We start from the raw sequence: 17,482 nt of genomic DNA, 5'->3' as shown, positions 1-17,482 counted from the left end.
GCTGCAACACCTGGCGGTATGCAGTTGGTTTCGTTCTGGGCGAAGCTGCCGAAGACGGCAAGTGCCGAAGACATCTCACTGGTATTAGGTTCCGGGGTGACCGGAAACAAGTTAAGTGAAAGCGGACAAGAGGCTACCGGCTTTATTAATGCAAGTGCCCTACTGCTCACACCTAAAACCACAGCACCGGCGGGTAATTTAACGAAGATCACATTCTTCCCCTATAATTTGTCGGTCATCAACTCAGAAGGCAGACTATTGGAACTAAACGACACTATCAACATCGTAATGACTNCCTAAAACCACAGCACCGGCGGGTAATTTAACGAAGATCACATTCTTCCCCTATAATTTGTCGGTCATCAACTCAGAAGGCAGACTATTGGAACTAAACGACACTATCAACATCGTAATGACTTATGATCTGACCCGGGACAACAGTATCGACAGTGGCGATTTGGAGCATAAGCTTGTGCTTAGAATGACTGATCCCTATGGCGTATCACAGGATAAAGTGCTGACTATTGGCACGGATCTGACAGAAGGAAATAGCAATACCTTCTCGATGTCCTTCAGTAAAAATCTGTACACGAAGCTCAAGGGCGGCACTTACAAATTAACTTTGTTTGATGAATTCCAAGGCGAGCGGCAGGAGCTTGGGGGCCAGGTTTTCAACCTGTTCATCGACCGCCAGCTGATAACTAATACCAAAGATACCAACGCTAAATGACAATGGAAGAAGGAGCAGCTTCTATGTTGCGAGTAGAAAATATCAAGCACTCTTTTAAGACCGGCAACGAATGGACCCCCGTGCTTCACGATATCAGCTTCAATGTAAAGCAGGGTGAAATGGTTGCCCTGCTGGGCAGTTCCGGCTCCGGGAAATCTACAATGCTAAACCTGATGGCCGGCCTGATGAAGCCGACTGAAGGCCATATCTTCATTGCGGATCATGACATTGTTAAGATGGGAGAAAACAAGCTTTCCGTGTTTCGCCGCAAGCATATCGGATTTATCTTTCAGGCCTATGAGCTGATCACCAGTCTTACCGTGCGCGAGAATGTGGAGCTGCCGCTTGTGTTCCAGTCCGTCTCGCCATCCATCCGTAAGCAAAAGGCGCTTGCGCTGCTGGAGCAGGTCGGCATTCCGGACAAAGCTGATTTATTTCCTTCCCAGCTGTCTGGTGGCCAGCAGCAGCGGGTTAGTATTGCCCGCTCGCTGATTACGGAGCCATCGGTCATCTTCGCGGATGAGCCGACAGGGAACCTGGACTCCAAGACTGAGGATGAAATCATCGACATCCTGCTTAAGCTCAACCGGACGATGAACACTACTTTTATTGTTGTCACGCATGAACATGAGGTAGCAGAGCAAATGCAGCGCATCTTTTCCCTGCGGGACGGTTATTTAATTACCGAAGAGCAAAAGGCGGCAGAAGCGGAACCTCAAGAGGAGGAGACGCAGTGAAGATCAGAGATATAACCCGTATGGCCTGGGATCAGGTCAAACGGCGCAAGGTGGTTACCGGACTGTGTATGACCGGACTTTCCATCGGTTGTGCAGCAATCATTGTTGCGCTTAGTGTTGGACAATCCGCACAGAACTATATGACCGATGAGGTCAATCGCAGTTTTAAAATGGATGAAATTATGGTCTCTCCAGGCGGCGGTATCCCCTCGCGTGGCGGCGGCGACAGCAGTAAGGCTCCTGCCGAAACAAACGAGAACCTGAATCCAGGTAAGCTGACGGAGCAGAAGCTTGAGATTATCCGCGGTCTGGATCATGTAGTCGCAGCCGCGCCGTTTCAAGATGTCGGCTACCTGCAGATTGTCACGGTCGACAACAAAATAGGCGATGCCAGAGTCATTGCAACAGACTTAGAGATGCTGAATAAGTACGGCCATACCTACAAACAGGGAGGGGGCTCAAATCTCCCGGGTATGACTGTGCTGAATTATGGGGCAACACTCGGCCTGATTGACAATGAAACCCGTACGAAGCTTTATGAGCGTCTTTCTGCAGATCCTTTTAACCAGGAATTAAATGCTCAATACACCAGTATGACCCTGCTCCCTTCAGAAATGTATAGGCAGCAGCTACAGATACAGGCGCAGGACTATAGCAGCGCGTCAGGAGCCATCAAGCTCAGCTCACCGCTGCAAGTAGGGGGCATCCTGGCTAATCCGACGGGGACTAGCGATGAACGTGCTTCCTATGACAAGATTATGTATATCTCTCAGGATACTGCGGTTCAACTCGGGAAAGAGCTTGCTTTTGACAATATGTCGGTCATTAATGTACCTGAGGAAGGCAGCTACAACTCAGTGACGGTTAAGGTGGACGACGTTGACAACATTAAGCAGGTAGAACAAATGATTCAGAAGCTGTCTCTAACGACCAGCAACAATCTGTATCAGATGGATATGCTTAAAGAGCAATTTGATACAATCAAAATGGCAGCGCTTGGAATAGGTGTTTTTATTCTAGTCATTGCTTCCATTTCCATTATTGTTGCCATGACCATGTCCACCCATCAACGCAGACGGCAGATTGGGATTATGAAGGTGCTGGGCGCGAATATGGGGCAAATCCGCAATATGTTCATCACGGAAGCTGCACTGCTGGGGCTTTTGGGCGGATTATTGGGCGTTCTCTTTTCCTACCTGATTGTAAATGGTCTCAACAAGCTTGTGGGTACAGCTGGTGATGGTATACATTTCTTTATTCCGGAAACGAACCTTCCCATCGGGCTTGTATTTGCGATTATGACAGGTGTGCTGTCGGGGATCTATCCGGCGATCAGCGCTTCAAGAACAGATGCGCTTACTGCTATTAAGCGGGACTAGCTATTTTTAAATTGAAAGGACGCCGAACAATGAAGAGGATAATTAAAAAGAGCCTGAAGTGGCTCATTATTGCGGCCATCGTGGGTATCGGGGGATATCTGCTGTTCACCAAAGTGATCAAAAAAGAAGAACCCCAGATCGTGATGGAGTCTACGCAAGCAATCAGCTTTCCGGTTACTCAGGAGACCATAACGAGTTCTGTTCAGGTGAAGGGGAAATCACAGTATCAAGAGGAGACTCTGGTCTATGCTCCTTACGCTTCAAAGGTTACAGCGTGGAAGGTGGAGAACGCCGGCCAGGTGAAAAAGGGGGATGTGCTGTTCACTCTGGACCAAAGCACATTGCAAAACGAAATTGCCACCACGGAGGCTGCCATTCGAAAAGCGCAGCTGGAGGGGGAACTGAATTCATTCGTCAGCCAACAGGACGCGGAAACTGCAGCTCCAATCGGAACTGAAGCGGAGCGGCTCAAAGCGCTGGCGGCCCAGGAAACGGCACGCATGAATGAGGAATTGAACCAGGTCAACGCAGGTATTCAAGAGCGGGAGCTGGCGGACAAAAGGAATAAGCTCAAAACGGCGATCTATCATGCGCCTGCAACTGGCATTTTCCTGTATGACAGCAGCAAAGAACGGCCGCAGATGGTGACGGACAATCAGTATATCGGTAAGATTGTTGATCTGAGCAAGCTTGAATTTATTGCGCAGGTCGGGGAACAGGACATCTTCCGCATCAAAAAGGGCATGAAGGTTCAGGTCAAGATGACTGCAATGAAAAATCTTACGCTTAAGGGTGAAGTGACCGAGGTATCGAAATTCGCCACTACAACCAGCGGACAGAACTCGGCAGCAAATCAGGTGCCGCAATTTGAGGTGGTTATTTCTCTCCAGCCGGATGAGCATTTAATCGGCGGCCTCAGTCTTAGCGGCGAAATTGAGACGTTGCGTAAAGAGAAAGCCACAGTAGTCTCCAGCATCGCTGTTATGCATGAAGGTGATCTGGCGTATGTAATGCTGGATAAAGGAAATGAGCAATATGTACGGCAGGAAATCAAGGTCGGAATGGAAACTACGGACAAGACAGAAGTTCTCTCTGGACTAAAGCCCGGGGATAAAGTAGTTATTCAGTAGTTAAAATAACGGGCAGTCTGTTGATATAACAACAGGCTGCCCGTTTAGCTTGTCGAAGGCTGTTGAGAGAGTCTCAACAGCCTTTTTGTTATTTGGTAAGCGAACTTCGCCAGCTTGTGATATCCTGGTTCAGCTTTCTCAGATCGGGTACGGCTGTCGGCTGGTCGGTCAGACGGTATTTGTCCTTCAGTGCAAGAATGCGGTAGACACTCTCATCAATTCGTGACTCCTTGATGGTGCCGCTTTGGACACTGGCCAGCAGCGCTTTCCGAACCGCTTGCTCATTCCCGTATTCATGGGCGACAAGAAGGATATCACTGCCCGCCTGTACGGTATCGACAGCTGCGGCAGCCAGCGTGTAGTGCTCGGTGATGGCACCCATTGTGAGGTCATCGGTAATGACCACTCCCTGAAAGCCCATCTCTTCACGCAGCAGCTTTCCGATAATGGCCCTGGACAAAGAAGCAGGCTTATCAGAATCAAGCTCCGGAAAAAGAATGTGCGCAACCATTACCGCATCCGCATTCTCCTGAATGGCCGCCTCGAACGGCTGCCATTCCAGTTTGGCCAGTTGGGCAGCAGTTTTGTTCACGACCGGCAGTTCCAGATGGGAGTCGACGGATGTGTCGCCGTGACCGGGGAAATGTTTAACAACCGGTATAACGCCTTCACTGGCGATTCCTTTCATCTCAGCGATTCCTAATCTGCTGACGAGGTCGGCAGTGTTTCCGAAGGAACGGTCGCCGATTACAGGATTATCGGGATTGCTGTTTATATCCAGCACAGGGGCAAAATCCATATTATACCCGGCTGACAGCAGCTCTCTGGCGAGCAGCTTGCCCATCGTTCCGGCAGCACCGGAATTGTCGGCTGCGCCAACGCTCCCGTTCGACGGTATTGCGGCATATTCATCAGGCATGCGGCTGACCTTGCCGCCCTCCTGATCTACGCTCATGAACAGCGGAACCGGATTCTCCGCGTTGCTCTTCTTCAGGTCATTGATCAGACTGACCATGCCCTTCAGGTTGCTGATATTGTCTTTATACAGGATAATTCCGCCGATCTTGTCTTCGGCAATCATCCTTTTTGCCTGGGTATCTAGCTTGATGCCGTCAATGCCGACCAGGAGCATTTGCCCGATTTTCTCCTCCAGTGTCATATTTGCCAATTTGCTCTCAATTGTATCGCTGCCGCTGGCCGCTGATTGCATGGGTGTCGCTGGCGCTGTTGCTGTTGCTGTCGCTGCTGAAGCCGCTGTTGCGGAAGGTGATACGGTTATGTAGTCCGTAGGAGAAATATTTCCTGTCTGCACATTGGTGCTTCCTGCGCATCCGCTGATGGCAAGCAAGCCGGTAAGTACGGCAGTCACAGGAAAGAGTCTGCTCCAGTCTCGCGGGGTGAAGTGCCGGTATTTCAGCCAAATCATTTTCATTTGCAAATATTCTTCCTTTCGTTTGCCGATTCACTGGCATGGATGATAAGATGGAGGAGACTTTACATAAGGCTTGTTTCAAGCAAATTACTCTAAAGGACGAGGTGAGGGACCCATGAAGGAAGAATTAATGAATACATTGAATGAGCAGATGAATTTTGAATTTTATTCTGCTCACGTTTACCTGGCGATGGCTGCTTATTGTTCAGGTGAAAGTCTGGACGGTTTCGCTAACTTTTTTCTGGTACAGGCCGAAGAAGAACGGTTTCATGCAATGAAAATTTACAAATTCCTTAATGACCGCGACTATCGCGCTACGCTCGCTGCCTTACCGGAGCCGAAGAACGAATATACATCCATGCTGGATGCCTTTGAACATGCCTATGCCCATGAACAGCAGAATACGCGAAAATTCTACCATCTGGCCGATCTGGCGCTGGATGCACGTGAGCACGCGACCATCTACTTCCTCAAGTGGTTCATTGATGAGCAGGTGGAGGAAGAGGCGCTGTTCAGCAATATTATCGCCAAGCTGAAACGGATTGAATCCGATAGCAACGCCTTCTACATGCTGGACGCCGAGTTTGCAGCGCGTTCATTTACTCCGCCGGCAGAATAAATGCTTAATGTATGAGCAGCTGCTCTAACATAGTTTAGCAGAAAAGGGATCTGTCTTATAGGACAGGTCCTTTTTTGTGTTTACCTTGTGAAGGGCGAGAGCCCGCAAAGCCTTTCTGTATAAGAGAATAATTCCGGTCCCCAAGACAAATCACTGTCTGATGTTGAACTAGGGCAAACAATGTTGCGTATTGCAAAACACTTCCTGCTTCCCAACTCTATTTGGCAGGGTTAACTAATGCGCCGCCCGGCAACACTGTTTCTCTAGACCCACCCGGATGTCAGCGTGTAGTATAGAACAATACTATTGTTTGGAGGTTCTTTTTTTTGGAAAACTACAGCGACATTAAACAAAGTGAAAAAGGGGCTTGGCTCAGTTTATTTGCCTACATTCTTTTATCCGCCGTCAAATTGTTCATCGCAAGTGTCTCGGGTTCCCAAGCTCTGCTTGCAGACGGATTGAACAATAGTACGGACATCATTGCGTCTCTCGCCATCCTGACAGGTCTTAAGATTTCCCGGAGACCTCCTGATTCCAATCACAGCTACGGGCATTTCAGAGCGGAGACGGTAGCCGCATTGATTGCTTCTTTCATTATGATTGCCGTAGGGTTGCAGGTTCTGTATCAGGGTGTCAACAAATTTGTCCAACCGGTGCTGGAAACGCCAGATCTTATTGCTGCCTGGACGGCTGCGGGTTGTGCGTTAGTTATGCTGGCTGTTTATGCGTACAATATCAAGCTTGCCCGTGAACTCAAAAGCAATGCCATGCAGGCGGTAGCTCAGGATAACCGTTCGGATGCGCTCGTAAGCATAGGCGCTTTTATAGGGATTATCGGTTCACAGTTTGGAATTCCCTGGCTCGATCCGCTGACTGCGACGATTGTTGGGCTTCTGATCTGCAAGACAGCCTGGGATATTTTCCGCAAGGCAAGCCATGATTTAACGGACGGCTTTGACGCAAGCGAACTGGAGCTGATGAAGCAAACCGTTGCCCAAATCGATGGCGTAGAATCGATAAAAGATATTAAAGCACGCATTCATGGCAACAATGTGCTGGTGGATACAACCGTGCTGGTGAACTCGAAGCTGAACGTGGTGCAGAGTCATGATATTACGGAAGAAATTGAAGACCAATTGAAGGACCGACACCAGGTTTCCAATGTGCTTGTACATATAGAGCCGCTGTAAATATAGAATGGATTCCAAAGTCTGATATGCCCGGCGAAAGCCGGAGCAGTCAGGCTTTTTTTGCAATATAGCCTACGGGCAGGACCCTCATTGTAGCGTATTGCAATTTCCTGCATGAACACTCTAATACTTGACTTATACGTCTTGTATATGTATATAATAACATTATGATATTAACAAAAAGATAATAATTAAATCCGCAGCTGTAAAGGAGTTTGGCTATGTCAAAACAACCGGTCACTGACCGCAACGGTATAACCGAGGAACAATTCCTAAAAACATATGATGCTGGAGTGTATGAACGTCCATCCGTAACGGTCGACATGCTGATTTTTACCGTGATGGAACGGGAACAGGATAATTACCGGAAGCTTTCCGAGAAATCACTGCAGCTGCTGCTGATTCAACGGGGCGAACATCCTTACTTGGGACAATGGGCGTTGCCTGGCGGTTTTGTCGGTGTACATGAAAGCCTGGATGAAGCGGCACGCCGGGAATTGTTCACAGAAACGAATATAGACAATATCTATATGGAACAGCTGTATACCTGGGGAGAGGTGCAGCGCGATCCGCGGATGCGGGTCATCAGCTGTTCCTATATGGCTTTGGTTGATCGTACCGCACTGAATGTGCAGGCGGGGGATGATGCGGCTGATGCTGCCTGGTTCGAGGTATCACATGAGATCCTCGAAGCAAGCCGCAGAGAGCTGGAGCAAGGATATGAGCTGGACCAATTCATCAAGATCACTCTGCAAAGTGATAAGGTGACTTTATCAGGAGTGGTCAAAATTACCGAATCCGTTCAAGGCCATGTCAGCAAGATCCTACGTGAGATCGTGCAGAGTGAAGGCTTCGCTTTTGATCATTTAATGATGGTTCAATATGCGATCGAACGCCTGCGCGGCAAGGTTGAATATACGGATATTATTTTTAATCTGATGCCGCCCCTGTTCACTTTGTCGGAGCTTCAGCGTGTCTATGAAATCATTCTGGGCAAAGAGCTGCTGGCCGCCGCCTTCCGCCGGAAGATTGCTGACCGTGTGATGGAAACTGAGGATTTCACCAGGGATGCCGGACACCGCCCCTCTAAGCTGTACCGATATAACATGAACCGGGCTTCCAATCAATGATATGAGGAGAGAGCAAGATGGAGAAATTCACCTATTTTTACCGCAGCGGCTCACCATTCTCACAATGGTATCCCTGCCGTTTCACGGTGGGAGAGCTTCACTTTAATAGCACTGAGCAGTATATGATGTACAGTAAGGCACAATTGTTTAAGGATGAAGAGCTGGGATTGAAAATCTTGCGGGCCACAACTCCCAGAGAGCAGAAGGCATTGGGGCGTCAGGTGAGCGGTTTCGACAAAACCATTTGGGAACAACACTGCAAAGAGATTGTCTATCAAGGAAACTGGGAGAAGTTTATTCAGAACGAGGACCTGCTGCAAGCGCTGCTGGATACGAAAGGCACCACGCTGGTAGAGGCCAGTCCGACGGACCGGATCTGGGGTGTGGGTTTAACGGAAGAGGATCCGAGGATACGAAGAAGAACTACCTGGCGCGGCACCAACTGGCTGGGGGAAATCCTGACGAATCTTCGCGAGGAGTTTACTCGCTCTACTATCTAATCGTTAAATAGATTACCAGTACAAGTAGACCAAGAGCTGCCATCCAGGACAGCGGGTGATTGGGATTTAACCCCCAGCCGAGCCCTGATGATTTCGGAACAAATATACGTTGCTTTGGCGCTTTCTTGCTGAACATATCGTGCACCTCTGTCCTCTGTAAATTTTATTATGTGTAAATGCTGAGATAAGTATTGATCAAATGGCGAGAAATTGCAATAACTTCTGATGCGCAGCCTTTAGGCTTGCGCTTTTTTTGCATCAACCCAAAAGAAATTTGTTACATATTGTCGTGTGATGTTGTTAACAGAACTTTCTTGCGGAAATGTGGAGAATTAGATATGCCTCTAAATATGAAAATTATGGTAAAGGATAAGGTGAGTGAGTACATGATTGAATGGAAGGATTCGTATGATATCGGCGTGGAGAAGATTGATTGCCAGCACAGACAGCTGCTTGTGAAGCTTAATGAATTTTTTGATGCTTGCACGAACCAGAAAGGCAAAGAAAAGATTGAAGAAACACTGAAATTCCTTAAGGACTATACCCTTGAGCATTTTGGCAATGAAGAGCAGTTGATGTCGGAGATTGATTTCCCTGAGCTTGCCGAGCACCAGAAGACTCATGCCGAATTCGTGCAGACTGTGCTTGAACTGGAAGAAAGCATTAAGACCAAAGGCGTATCCGTACTGTCCACAATCAAACTGAACCGCACCTTGATGGACTGGTTGATCAACCATATCCACAAATGTGACAGGCTGATCGGTGATTGCATTGCCGCTAAAGGCAATAAGGCTGTTTAACTTACATAGATAGATCATGAAGATGCCGCAGGGCATTTTCTTTTTTATGTTGCTTGACTGTTGGGAGGTAGACCCTCTCATTTATTACAATGCTCCGGCACAGTTTATACTCGGCTAATACTTTATGATATGATTTGAGGTAGAACGTATAGATATGAGCTGTACGCTAAAGGAGTGGTTGAATGAAAATACTGCGCATGCTATTTTCCGGAGCTGGAGTGCTGCTTGTATTGGGATTGGTTAATTTCTACATCGGCTTTCATCTCTGGGTTCTGCTGGAGAATTGGCTGCCGGGTATTTCAGCAGGTGCCTACTGGACGGTGTTTATGGTTATTGCTTTTGCCTATATGATCGGAATGGCGCCCTGGCCAAAGGCTGTGAAACCGGCGGCCAGATTCTTCAAAGTGATCGGGTCCTATTATTTGGCCTGCATGGAGTTTGCGGTAATTGTGCTGCCGTTAACTGATCTGCTCTATTGGGTGCTGGGACTTATGGGGGTTAACCGTTCGGCCTTTACTTATGAAGCAGGAGCGACGCTGGTTCTGTTGCTGGCTATCTTCCTCATTTGGGGTTCACGGAATGCCTGGAGCACTATTGTACGCACTCATCCGATCAAAATTGATAAATCCATTGGAACAAGCGCACCCCTTACGGTCGCCGTTGCTTCGGATTTGCATCTGGGGAATATTGTAGGCAACCGTCATTTGCGCAAAATGGTCACCGAGATCAACAACATGAAGCCGGATGTCATCCTACTTGCCGGGGATGTGCTGGATGACAGTATCGAGCCGTTTATCCGCAATGGAATGAGTGAACAGTTAAAGCTGCTTAAAGCCCGTCATGGCGTATATGCCGTACTGGGAAATCATGAATATTACGGCGGCTCGATCAAAGAGTATACTGAGCTGATGGATAGCATAGGTATCAAAGTTCTGCAGGACGAAGTGGTGGAAACTGCGGGCGTCTATATTGTCGGCCGGAAAGATAAGACCGCGGAAGCTATGGAGGCTGGCGGCAGACTTAGTGTCTCTTCGTTGCTGCAAGGTCTGGATCTCTCCCGTCCTATAATCATGATGGACCATCAGCCTACCGGTTTTGACCTTGCAGCAAAGGCAGGGGTGGATATCCTGTTATCCGGACATACACACCGCGGACAGATTGCGCCTAATCACTGGATTACCAAACGCCTCTTTGAGCTGGATTGGGGCTATCTGCTTAAGGAGAAAATGCATGTAATCGTCTCCTCCGGCTATGGCACCTGGGGGCCGCCGATCCGTCTGGCCAGCCGCTCCGAGCTGATCAAGCTGGAAGTTTTGCTGGAGGGCAGCAAACAATACAGTGAAGAACCGCTGTCTTCACAGACAGTGCTCATTTAAGCTGTACATGAATTAAACATTAGACATTATATAGATTGAACTTGAGAAATACATGTAGTCACGACCAATCCCAAAATAGAACCCCTGCAGCTTCAATGGAGTAGCTGCGGGGGTTAATCATGTCCAAGGAGTGTTAATCTTGAAATACATAGAATTTGGAATCGGCAACCGGTGGATAGTCAGAACGGAAACAGAATTTGAGGATGGAACGGAGACGGAGCAGCAGGGGATTATCCGGCCGATCCATTTCCATTCGCTGTACCTGAGGATATGGATAGGGAAGACTGTATTCGTTGCTGATCTTAAAGAAGGCTGCAAAAAATCAAGGAAGAGCAGAAGCAAAATCAAAATAGTTATCGGAATCAGCAGTTATTAGAACTGTTATAGGATTGACAGATGCGGTAGATTCACGTACATTGAAGTAGTTAAGTTATTAACTATATGGAGCTGAGCGGAATTTATGGACGATCTACAAAGATATGTAATGGAGCAGCCGCTATATACGGAGGTATTCTTCACATTGGTTGAGGCAACTGCAAATGTCGTGGCGGTATCCGAGAAATACTGGCAGAATCAGGGTCTGAACGGAGCGCGTATCCGTATTCTGGTGGAAATCGCCAAGCATGGCGGAACTATGCTGCCTTCAGTGCTTGCCGAGAAAATCGGCGTGACCAAAGCCAATATCAGCCTGCTGCTTTTGCCGCTGGAGAAGGACGGATTGATCAGCCGGGCAAGCCATGCTACGGACGGCCGGAAATCGGTCATTTCGATCACTGGTAGCGGACGCGCACTGCTGAAAGAGCATCTTCCGGAGAACCGTCAGGCAGTTGCCGAAGTTATGAAGCGGCTGGATGAAAAGGAACTGCTGGAGTTGATGTCATTGCTGCACAAACTGAACCGCTCTATATAAGTTTGAAGGTATAAAGCACCGATGATACTCTCATCTTAACATTCAATCTGATAGTAGAAGTACGTAACAGTTTTTTTTGCTTATATAGTTAATAGCTTAACTAAATTCCATGAACCAAAGAGAGGGTGCAAACCGATGAAGACTATGATTACGGGAGCAACTGGCCAATTAGGACGCCTGATTATTGATAATCTGCTGCAAAAAATGCCACAGGAGCAGATTGTTGCAGGTGCCCGCCATCCGGACAAAGCTATAGAACTACAACGTCAAGGAATAGAAATACGTTATGCCGATTATGATGTCCCTGAAGGGCTGGAAGCTTCATTCTATGATATATCCCAACTGCTGCTAATTTCAAGCTCACACACGGATGACGGCATTCGCCTTGCCCAGCACAAACGGGTTATTGAAGCAGCAGTCAAAACAGGTGTTTCGCATATCCTCTATACCGGCTTTGCCTTCCCGCAACAACGGATTAATGTTGCTTCCGGCAATGTCCATACGCTTACAGAGCGGGTGATTCTGGATTCCGGCCTAGAGTACACCTTTCTCCGCAACGCATTATATATTGATTTCGTGAATGTACTTGGATTAAAAGAAGCCATCCGCAACGGTGAGTTGATTACACATCCGGGGGACTTTTGGTTTAACTCCGTTTCACGTGAAGATTTGGCCCTGGCTACAGCCGCTGTTCTTGCCGGCTCCGGGCACAGCAATCGGATTTATGAGCTGGCTGCACCACATACGTGGAGCTTCAATGATCTCGCAGCAGCGCTGACATCGCTGGCAGGCAAGCCGGTAACACATCGGGAGGATGCCAGCGTTCAGCACTGGATTTATTCTTTTCTGAAGAAGATTGATACTGTCTCGACCTCGAATGACCTGGAACAATTAATGGGGCGAAGCATCACTTCGCTGCAGGAAAGTATAGTGCCTTTTGTTTAGTCTATACTATTTTTCCAATGGATACATTTCATAATGCTTCCCGTCACTGGGAGCCATGGCTCCTGGAACTCCCCATACACTCTGGTGGATATTGTCCGCATCTACTACGGAATAGATATATGTCCAGTCCTTTTCGTTGCTGAAGCGAACCTCCAGGTGATAAGGGTTGTATTGTCTTCCAGCTTGCCGGCTAATTTCCCACTCTTCACCAGGATACTTTACCTCTAAATATTGGTTAAGTTGTTCTGTTTTTTTTGATACCTGATAATCAAGCCAATAGGGACGAACTGCAAAAAACACAAGCAATAGTACAGTTATCGAACCTGCAGTAATTAAACTGATCTTCCTAATCTTATCTGGTAAAAGCACTGCTATAACAAAAATAACAATGACAAAAATAACTGAGGCTGTGATTTCCATTGCTGTTATTGGATGCAAGAAAAGCCCTCCTCTTATGATCAAGCTAAATATTCATGCAGCTCTTAAAGTCTTAACAGTGCCTTAATATTAACATGCGGCGTGACGATTTTCAGTAATTTAGAACATAATGAAAGCCAGCTTGCCGGACTCCCGGTTGTCTTAACGGAGCAATGTTGCTACTATGGTGACAGCTAAGAAGGGATATGGGAGAGGTGTTCAGATGAAAAAGATATTGGTTGCCGATGATGATCTAAATATCCGTACACTGCTGCGGCATGTATTGACCCGGGATGGGTATCTGGTCGTTGAAGCAGGCGATGGCCGGGAAGCAGTAGGGCTGATGAAGGAGAGCACGGTGGATCTTGCCGTCGTGGATGTAATGATGCCGCAAATGGACGGGCTGGAGCTGTGCCAGTACATACGCGAAACGTACGACATTCCGATTATTCTCCTGACGGCGCGGCAGCAGCTCAGCGATAAGGAGCAGGGCTATTTGCGGGGGACGGATGATTATGTGACCAAGCCGTTTGAGCCAGAGGAGCTGCTATTCCGCATCAAAGCGCTGTTCCGCCGCTATTCGATAGCTTCCGATGACAAGATCCGTCTTAACTCGCTCGTGATCGACCGCAAAAATTATGAAATCAGTAACGGGAACGATGTGCTGCTGCTGCCGGTGAAGGAATTTGAGCTGCTGGCGCAGCTAGCGCAGTATCCGGGGCGTCTGTTCTCGCGCAGCGAGCTGATTGAGCTGGTATGGGGAGCCGATTACGAGGGCGACGAACGGACGGTGGATGTGCATATCAAACGTCTGCGCCAGCGGTTTGCTGACTATCAAGAGGATTTTGTGATCCGCACGGTGCGCGGAATCGGTTATAAAGTGGAGATGGTGAACGCATGAAGTCGCTTTATGTACGGATGAGTGTGCTGTTTTGCTCAATTATACTGATAAGCAGTTTTATGGGATTTTTCGCATCCAACTTCTATTATCAGGTCAAGATCAAACCGCAGAACGATGCCAAACTCACGAAAATGGCGATAGGTTTGCAGCAGTTTGTCCAGGACCATCCCGATGCGGTGGGAGAATATCTGCTAAGTACGGCATCCCTGGGGTATAAATTATACTTGTCCAATGGTCAGGGCGACGAGAAGTTTTATGGCTTGCCTTTCCGCAAAAATGATCTGGGCGAGGAAGTGCTGCAAAACGTGCTTGCCGGAGAGGTCTACCATGGAGTGGCGGAGTTCCCGAGCCAGGCGTTTGTGACCGGTTTTTTTGATAATCAGCTCAGCAACTCGATTGGATTGCCGGTGCGTATCAACGGTCAGACCTATGCCTTGTTTATGCGTCCGGATGCCGAGGTGCAGTTTGGGGAGCTGCGGATCTTTTTTGCCGTGTTGCTTGGGGTAAGTGTTCTGTTCAGCCTGTGGTTTGTCCTCGTTACCGTGCTGCATGTGGTTAAACCGATTACGAGGCTGACTGCCGCTACGAAAAGGATTTCCAAAGGAAGGTACGACATCCGGCTCAATACCCGGCGGCGGGATGAAATCGGCCAGCTGGCCTCCCATTTTATGATCATGAGCCAGGAGCTGGAGCGGACGAACCGGGCGCGTCAGGAGTTTGTCGCCAACGTCTCGCATGAGATTGAATCGCCGCTGACCTCCATCCAGGGCTTTGCCCATGCGCTTAAAGATTCTGCACTGCCGGAGAACCAGAGGCTGGAGTACCTCTCCATTATTGACGGGGAGAGCCGCCGCCTCTCGATGCTCAGCAAACAGCTGCTCACCCTGTCCTCTCTGGATTATGACGAGAATGCGCTGCAGAAGAAGAGCTTCGATCTTCGTGCGCAGCTGCGCCAGGTCGTGCAGATTATGGAGTGGAGACTTACGGAGAAGGAGCTGGCGGTTCGTCTGCATGTGGAGGATATAACACTTCAGGGGGATACGAATCTGCTCTATCAGGTGTGGATGAACCTGCTGTCCAACGCGATCAAATATACACCCTCAGGTGGAACCATCACCCTATCCGCGGAAGCCACCGGGGGCAGCTGTAAAGTTACAGTCGCGGATACCGGGGAAGGAATATCAGCCGCAGAGCTGCCGATGATCTTCGACCGCTTCTACAAAGTGGACAAGGCGCGTACCCGTGACAGCAACAGCAGCGGGCTGGGACTGTCTATAGTGAAGAAAATAATCGAAACGCACGGCGGCACTATTGAAGCATCCAGCACGGTCGGTACAGGCACCACCTTCACCGTGAATCTGCCGCTTCTGTAATTATTTATTCATACTCCGTTCATTTTCATCCTCTACACTGTGTTTATACAGAGCAGAGGGAGTGGTTTTATGTTTTTAGCTTTAAGGGAAATGAGGCATTCCAAAGCACGTTACAGCCTTATCATGGTCATCATGCTGCTGGTTTCCTTTCTCGTCCTGTTCGTTACCGGGCTGGCCAGAGGACTTGCCTATGCCAATATTTCAGCGGTGGAGAATATGCCGGCTAACTATTTTGTCGTCCAGGGCGACGCCGATCATGCCTTCAGACGTTCTCAATTAAGTGATGCCGAGCTGATTGCGGCACGTTCAGTTGTGGGCGAAGATAAAGCAACACCGCTTGCGGTGCAGACGAGCACGGTAACATCGGACAATGGGGATGCGAAGGCGGACATTACTTTTTTTGCCGTAGATATGAATGGTATGCTTGCTCCTAAGGTGGTGCAGGGAACCGGGATATCGAATGAAGCCGGGGGCAGCGCAGTTGTGGACTCCCAGCTTGCACAGTCGGGAATTACCCTGGGAAGCACCATCGTTGATCAGGCTTCAGGGATGTCCTGGAAAGTATCCGGTATTGTGGACGATAGTTCTTACAGTCATACCCCGGTTGTCTATATCAATAATCTGGACTGGCAGGAAATGAAGCAAGGGGCACGGCAGGAGAAGGCTGATTCACAGTCTGTGCCTTACAATGTGGTAGCGCTCAGCGCATCTTCTGCTCAAGCAGATGAAATTACCGCCAAACTGGACAATGTGGAGGTCATCACGCAAAAACAGGCGATCTCCAGTGTACCCGGATATTCGGCGGAGCAGAATTCACTGATGATGATGATTGTGTTCCTGTTTGTCATCGCAGGCGTTGTACTGGCAGTATTCTTCTATGTAATCACGATTCAGAAGACGAGCCAGTTCGGTATCCTGAAGGCCATGGGCACCAAAATGTCCTATCTCGCCTGGAGTGTGGTAGGGCAGGTAATGATACTGTCCGTAGCCAGTCTGGCAATAAGCCTGCTGCTGACCTTTGGTATGAATAAGGGGCTGCCGGATTCGATGCCGTTTCAGTTGGAGAGCTCGACGATTATTTTAACCAGCGTGTTGTTTATAGGTATGTCTCTGCTGGGATCACTTATTTCTGTAGCAAGTGTTGCTAAGGTAGATGCATTGGAAGCGATAGGGAGGGCTGGAGCATGAGTGCCAAATTAATCATGAAGCAAGTGACCAAAACCTATGGAGACGGGGACAGCACGATGTCGGTCTTGAAGAACCTTGATCTGACGGTCAATGCCGGCGAATTTGTAGCTGTTCTGGGTCCTTCGGGCTCAGGAAAAAGCACCTTCCTCTCGGCGGCTGGAGCTCTACTGACACCAACAAGCGGGGAAATCCTTATTGACGGAGAGCCGCTGGGCAATAAGGCAAAGAGCGAACTAACCGAACTGCGGCTGCAAAAAATCGGCTTTATGTTTCAAAGCGCACAGCTGCTGCCTTATTTAAAGGTTGAGGAACAGCTGCTCTATGTAGCCAAGTTGGCGAAGCTCAGCACCAAAGAAGCCAAAGTGCGGGCTGCGTATTTACTCAAACGGTTAGGCATTTGGGAGCGCCGCAACCACTATCCCGAGCAGCTGTCCGGCGGACAGAAGCAGCGGGTGGCGATTGCCAGAGCGTGGATGAACAAGCCGGCGATTCTGTTCGCAGATGAGCCTACTGCAAGCCTTGATTATGAGCGGGGCAAGGAAGTGGTGCGGATGATTGCCGACGAAGTGAAGAGTGAGGGGAAAGCGGCAGTCATGGTAACCCACGATGAACGGATGCTGGAATGGTGTGACCGCGTGCTGCATCTGGAGGATGGAGTACTGATTGAGTCTTAAGTTTATGTATGCCTTAATGGCCTGAACCCTCGAACAAGGGTTCAGGTTTTT

At 48.7% G+C, this 17,482-nt stretch carries 19 protein-coding genes; 17 read left to right on the top strand and 2 right to left on the bottom strand.

Annotated features, from left to right (window positions below):
* The first annotated feature begins 382 nt into the window (after window positions 1–382).
* The 4 genes from ACAN56_RS28995 to ACAN56_RS28980 are packed head-to-tail and all read left to right on the top strand — an operon-like array spanning window position 383 to window position 3,976.
* A complete protein-coding gene (locus ACAN56_RS28995; RefSeq protein WP_379147211.1) occupies window positions 383–730 on the top strand; it encodes a hypothetical protein in 348 nt (115 codons plus the stop codon).
* A 23-nt stretch (window positions 731–753) separates the two neighbouring features.
* Window positions 754–1,467 carry an ABC transporter ATP-binding protein gene (locus tag ACAN56_RS28990; RefSeq protein WP_076109300.1) on the top strand — a complete coding sequence of 238 codons (714 nt, stop codon included), beginning with the start codon at window positions 754–756 and terminating at the stop codon, window positions 1,465–1,467.
* Window positions 1,464–2,846, top strand: a complete 1,383-nt coding sequence (locus ACAN56_RS28985; protein ID WP_379147208.1) for an ABC transporter permease — start codon at window positions 1,464–1,466, stop codon at window positions 2,844–2,846. The genes ACAN56_RS28990 and ACAN56_RS28985 overlap by 4 nt, the downstream gene beginning before the upstream one ends.
* A gap of 29 nt (window positions 2,847–2,875) precedes the next feature.
* The gene (locus ACAN56_RS28980) at window positions 2,876–3,976 is read left to right on the top strand and encodes an efflux RND transporter periplasmic adaptor subunit (RefSeq protein WP_197073695.1); all 1,101 of its coding nucleotides are present in this window, start codon (window positions 2,876–2,878) and stop codon (window positions 3,974–3,976) included.
* An 88-nt stretch (window positions 3,977–4,064) separates the two neighbouring features.
* Here ACAN56_RS28980 and nagZ read toward each other — a convergent pair whose 3' ends face one another.
* On the bottom strand, window positions 4,065–5,408 hold the full coding sequence (gene nagZ / locus ACAN56_RS28975) for a beta-N-acetylhexosaminidase (protein ID WP_379147206.1): 1,344 nt from the start codon (window positions 5,406–5,408) through the stop codon (window positions 4,065–4,067).
* Between the two features lie 115 nt (window positions 5,409–5,523).
* On the opposite strand from nagZ, the gene ACAN56_RS28970 reads away from it, so the two are divergent.
* The 9 genes from ACAN56_RS28970 to ACAN56_RS28930 all read left to right on the top strand — a co-directional run bounded on the left by ACAN56_RS28970 (window position 5,524) and on the right by ACAN56_RS28930 (window position 12,878).
* Window positions 5,524–6,027 (top strand): ferritin, encoded by a 504-nt coding sequence (locus ACAN56_RS28970; RefSeq protein ID WP_038591439.1) that lies wholly within the window; start codon window positions 5,524–5,526, stop codon window positions 6,025–6,027.
* 326 nt (window positions 6,028–6,353) lie between these two features.
* Entirely contained in the window at window positions 6,354–7,217 is an 864-nt protein-coding gene (locus tag ACAN56_RS28965; protein WP_038591441.1) for a cation diffusion facilitator family transporter, read from the top strand.
* A 221-nt stretch (window positions 7,218–7,438) separates the two neighbouring features.
* The gene (locus ACAN56_RS28960; protein ID WP_379147203.1) at window positions 7,439–8,347 is read left to right on the top strand and encodes an NUDIX hydrolase; all 909 of its coding nucleotides are present in this window, start codon (window positions 7,439–7,441) and stop codon (window positions 8,345–8,347) included.
* A gap of 17 nt (window positions 8,348–8,364) precedes the next feature.
* Window positions 8,365–8,847: a riboflavin biosynthesis intermediates N-glycosidase gene (ybiA, locus tag ACAN56_RS28955; RefSeq protein WP_038591445.1), complete on the top strand. Its 483-nt coding sequence runs from the start codon at window positions 8,365–8,367 to the stop codon at window positions 8,845–8,847.
* Between the two features lie 386 nt (window positions 8,848–9,233).
* Window positions 9,234–9,647 (top strand): bacteriohemerythrin, encoded by a 414-nt coding sequence (locus ACAN56_RS28950; RefSeq protein WP_379147201.1) that lies wholly within the window; start codon window positions 9,234–9,236, stop codon window positions 9,645–9,647.
* A gap of 182 nt (window positions 9,648–9,829) precedes the next feature.
* Window positions 9,830–11,023, top strand: a complete 1,194-nt coding sequence (locus ACAN56_RS28945) for a metallophosphoesterase (RefSeq protein ID WP_052092064.1) — start codon at window positions 9,830–9,832, stop codon at window positions 11,021–11,023.
* A gap of 139 nt (window positions 11,024–11,162) precedes the next feature.
* Entirely contained in the window at window positions 11,163–11,399 is a 237-nt protein-coding gene (locus ACAN56_RS28940) for a DUF3977 family protein (RefSeq protein ID WP_038591447.1), read from the top strand.
* Window positions 11,400–11,483: 84 nt separating this feature from the next.
* Window positions 11,484–11,933 carry a MarR family winged helix-turn-helix transcriptional regulator gene (locus ACAN56_RS28935; protein WP_038591449.1) on the top strand — a complete coding sequence of 150 codons (450 nt, stop codon included), beginning with the start codon at window positions 11,484–11,486 and terminating at the stop codon, window positions 11,931–11,933.
* Between the two features lie 135 nt (window positions 11,934–12,068).
* Window positions 12,069–12,878, top strand: a complete 810-nt coding sequence (locus ACAN56_RS28930) for an NAD(P)H-binding protein (protein WP_379147198.1) — start codon at window positions 12,069–12,071, stop codon at window positions 12,876–12,878.
* Window positions 12,879–12,884: 6 nt separating this feature from the next.
* On the opposite strand, the gene ACAN56_RS28925 is transcribed toward ACAN56_RS28930, so the two are convergent.
* The gene (locus ACAN56_RS28925) at window positions 12,885–13,316 is read right to left on the bottom strand and encodes a hypothetical protein (protein WP_379147196.1); all 432 of its coding nucleotides are present in this window, start codon (window positions 13,314–13,316) and stop codon (window positions 12,885–12,887) included.
* 202 nt (window positions 13,317–13,518) lie between these two features.
* Here ACAN56_RS28925 and ACAN56_RS28920 point away from each other — a divergent pair, with 202 nt between their 5' ends.
* From ACAN56_RS28920 to ACAN56_RS28905, 4 genes are all read left to right on the top strand, one after another.
* Window positions 13,519–14,196: a response regulator transcription factor gene (locus tag ACAN56_RS28920; protein ID WP_038591456.1), complete on the top strand. Its 678-nt coding sequence runs from the start codon at window positions 13,519–13,521 to the stop codon at window positions 14,194–14,196.
* The gene (locus ACAN56_RS28915) at window positions 14,193–15,569 is read left to right on the top strand and encodes a sensor histidine kinase (protein ID WP_379147194.1); all 1,377 of its coding nucleotides are present in this window, start codon (window positions 14,193–14,195) and stop codon (window positions 15,567–15,569) included. The genes ACAN56_RS28920 and ACAN56_RS28915 overlap by 4 nt, the downstream gene beginning before the upstream one ends.
* A 69-nt stretch (window positions 15,570–15,638) precedes the next feature.
* Window positions 15,639–16,757, top strand: a complete 1,119-nt coding sequence (locus ACAN56_RS28910; protein ID WP_038591462.1) for an ABC transporter permease — start codon at window positions 15,639–15,641, stop codon at window positions 16,755–16,757.
* Window positions 16,754–17,431, top strand: coding sequence for an ABC transporter ATP-binding protein (locus tag ACAN56_RS28905; protein ID WP_038591465.1), 678 nt, complete (start codon window positions 16,754–16,756; stop codon window positions 17,429–17,431). Before ACAN56_RS28910 ends, ACAN56_RS28905 begins: the two co-directional genes overlap by 4 nt.
* The last annotated feature ends 51 nt before the right edge of the window (window positions 17,432–17,482 follow it).

Source organism: Paenibacillus paludis (genome assembly GCF_042610515.1).
Lineage (GTDB): Bacteria > Bacillota > Bacilli > Paenibacillales > Paenibacillaceae > Paenibacillus_AQ.
Note: the sequence above shows the minus strand (reverse complement) of the source record. Positions and strands in the feature narration are given on the sequence as shown.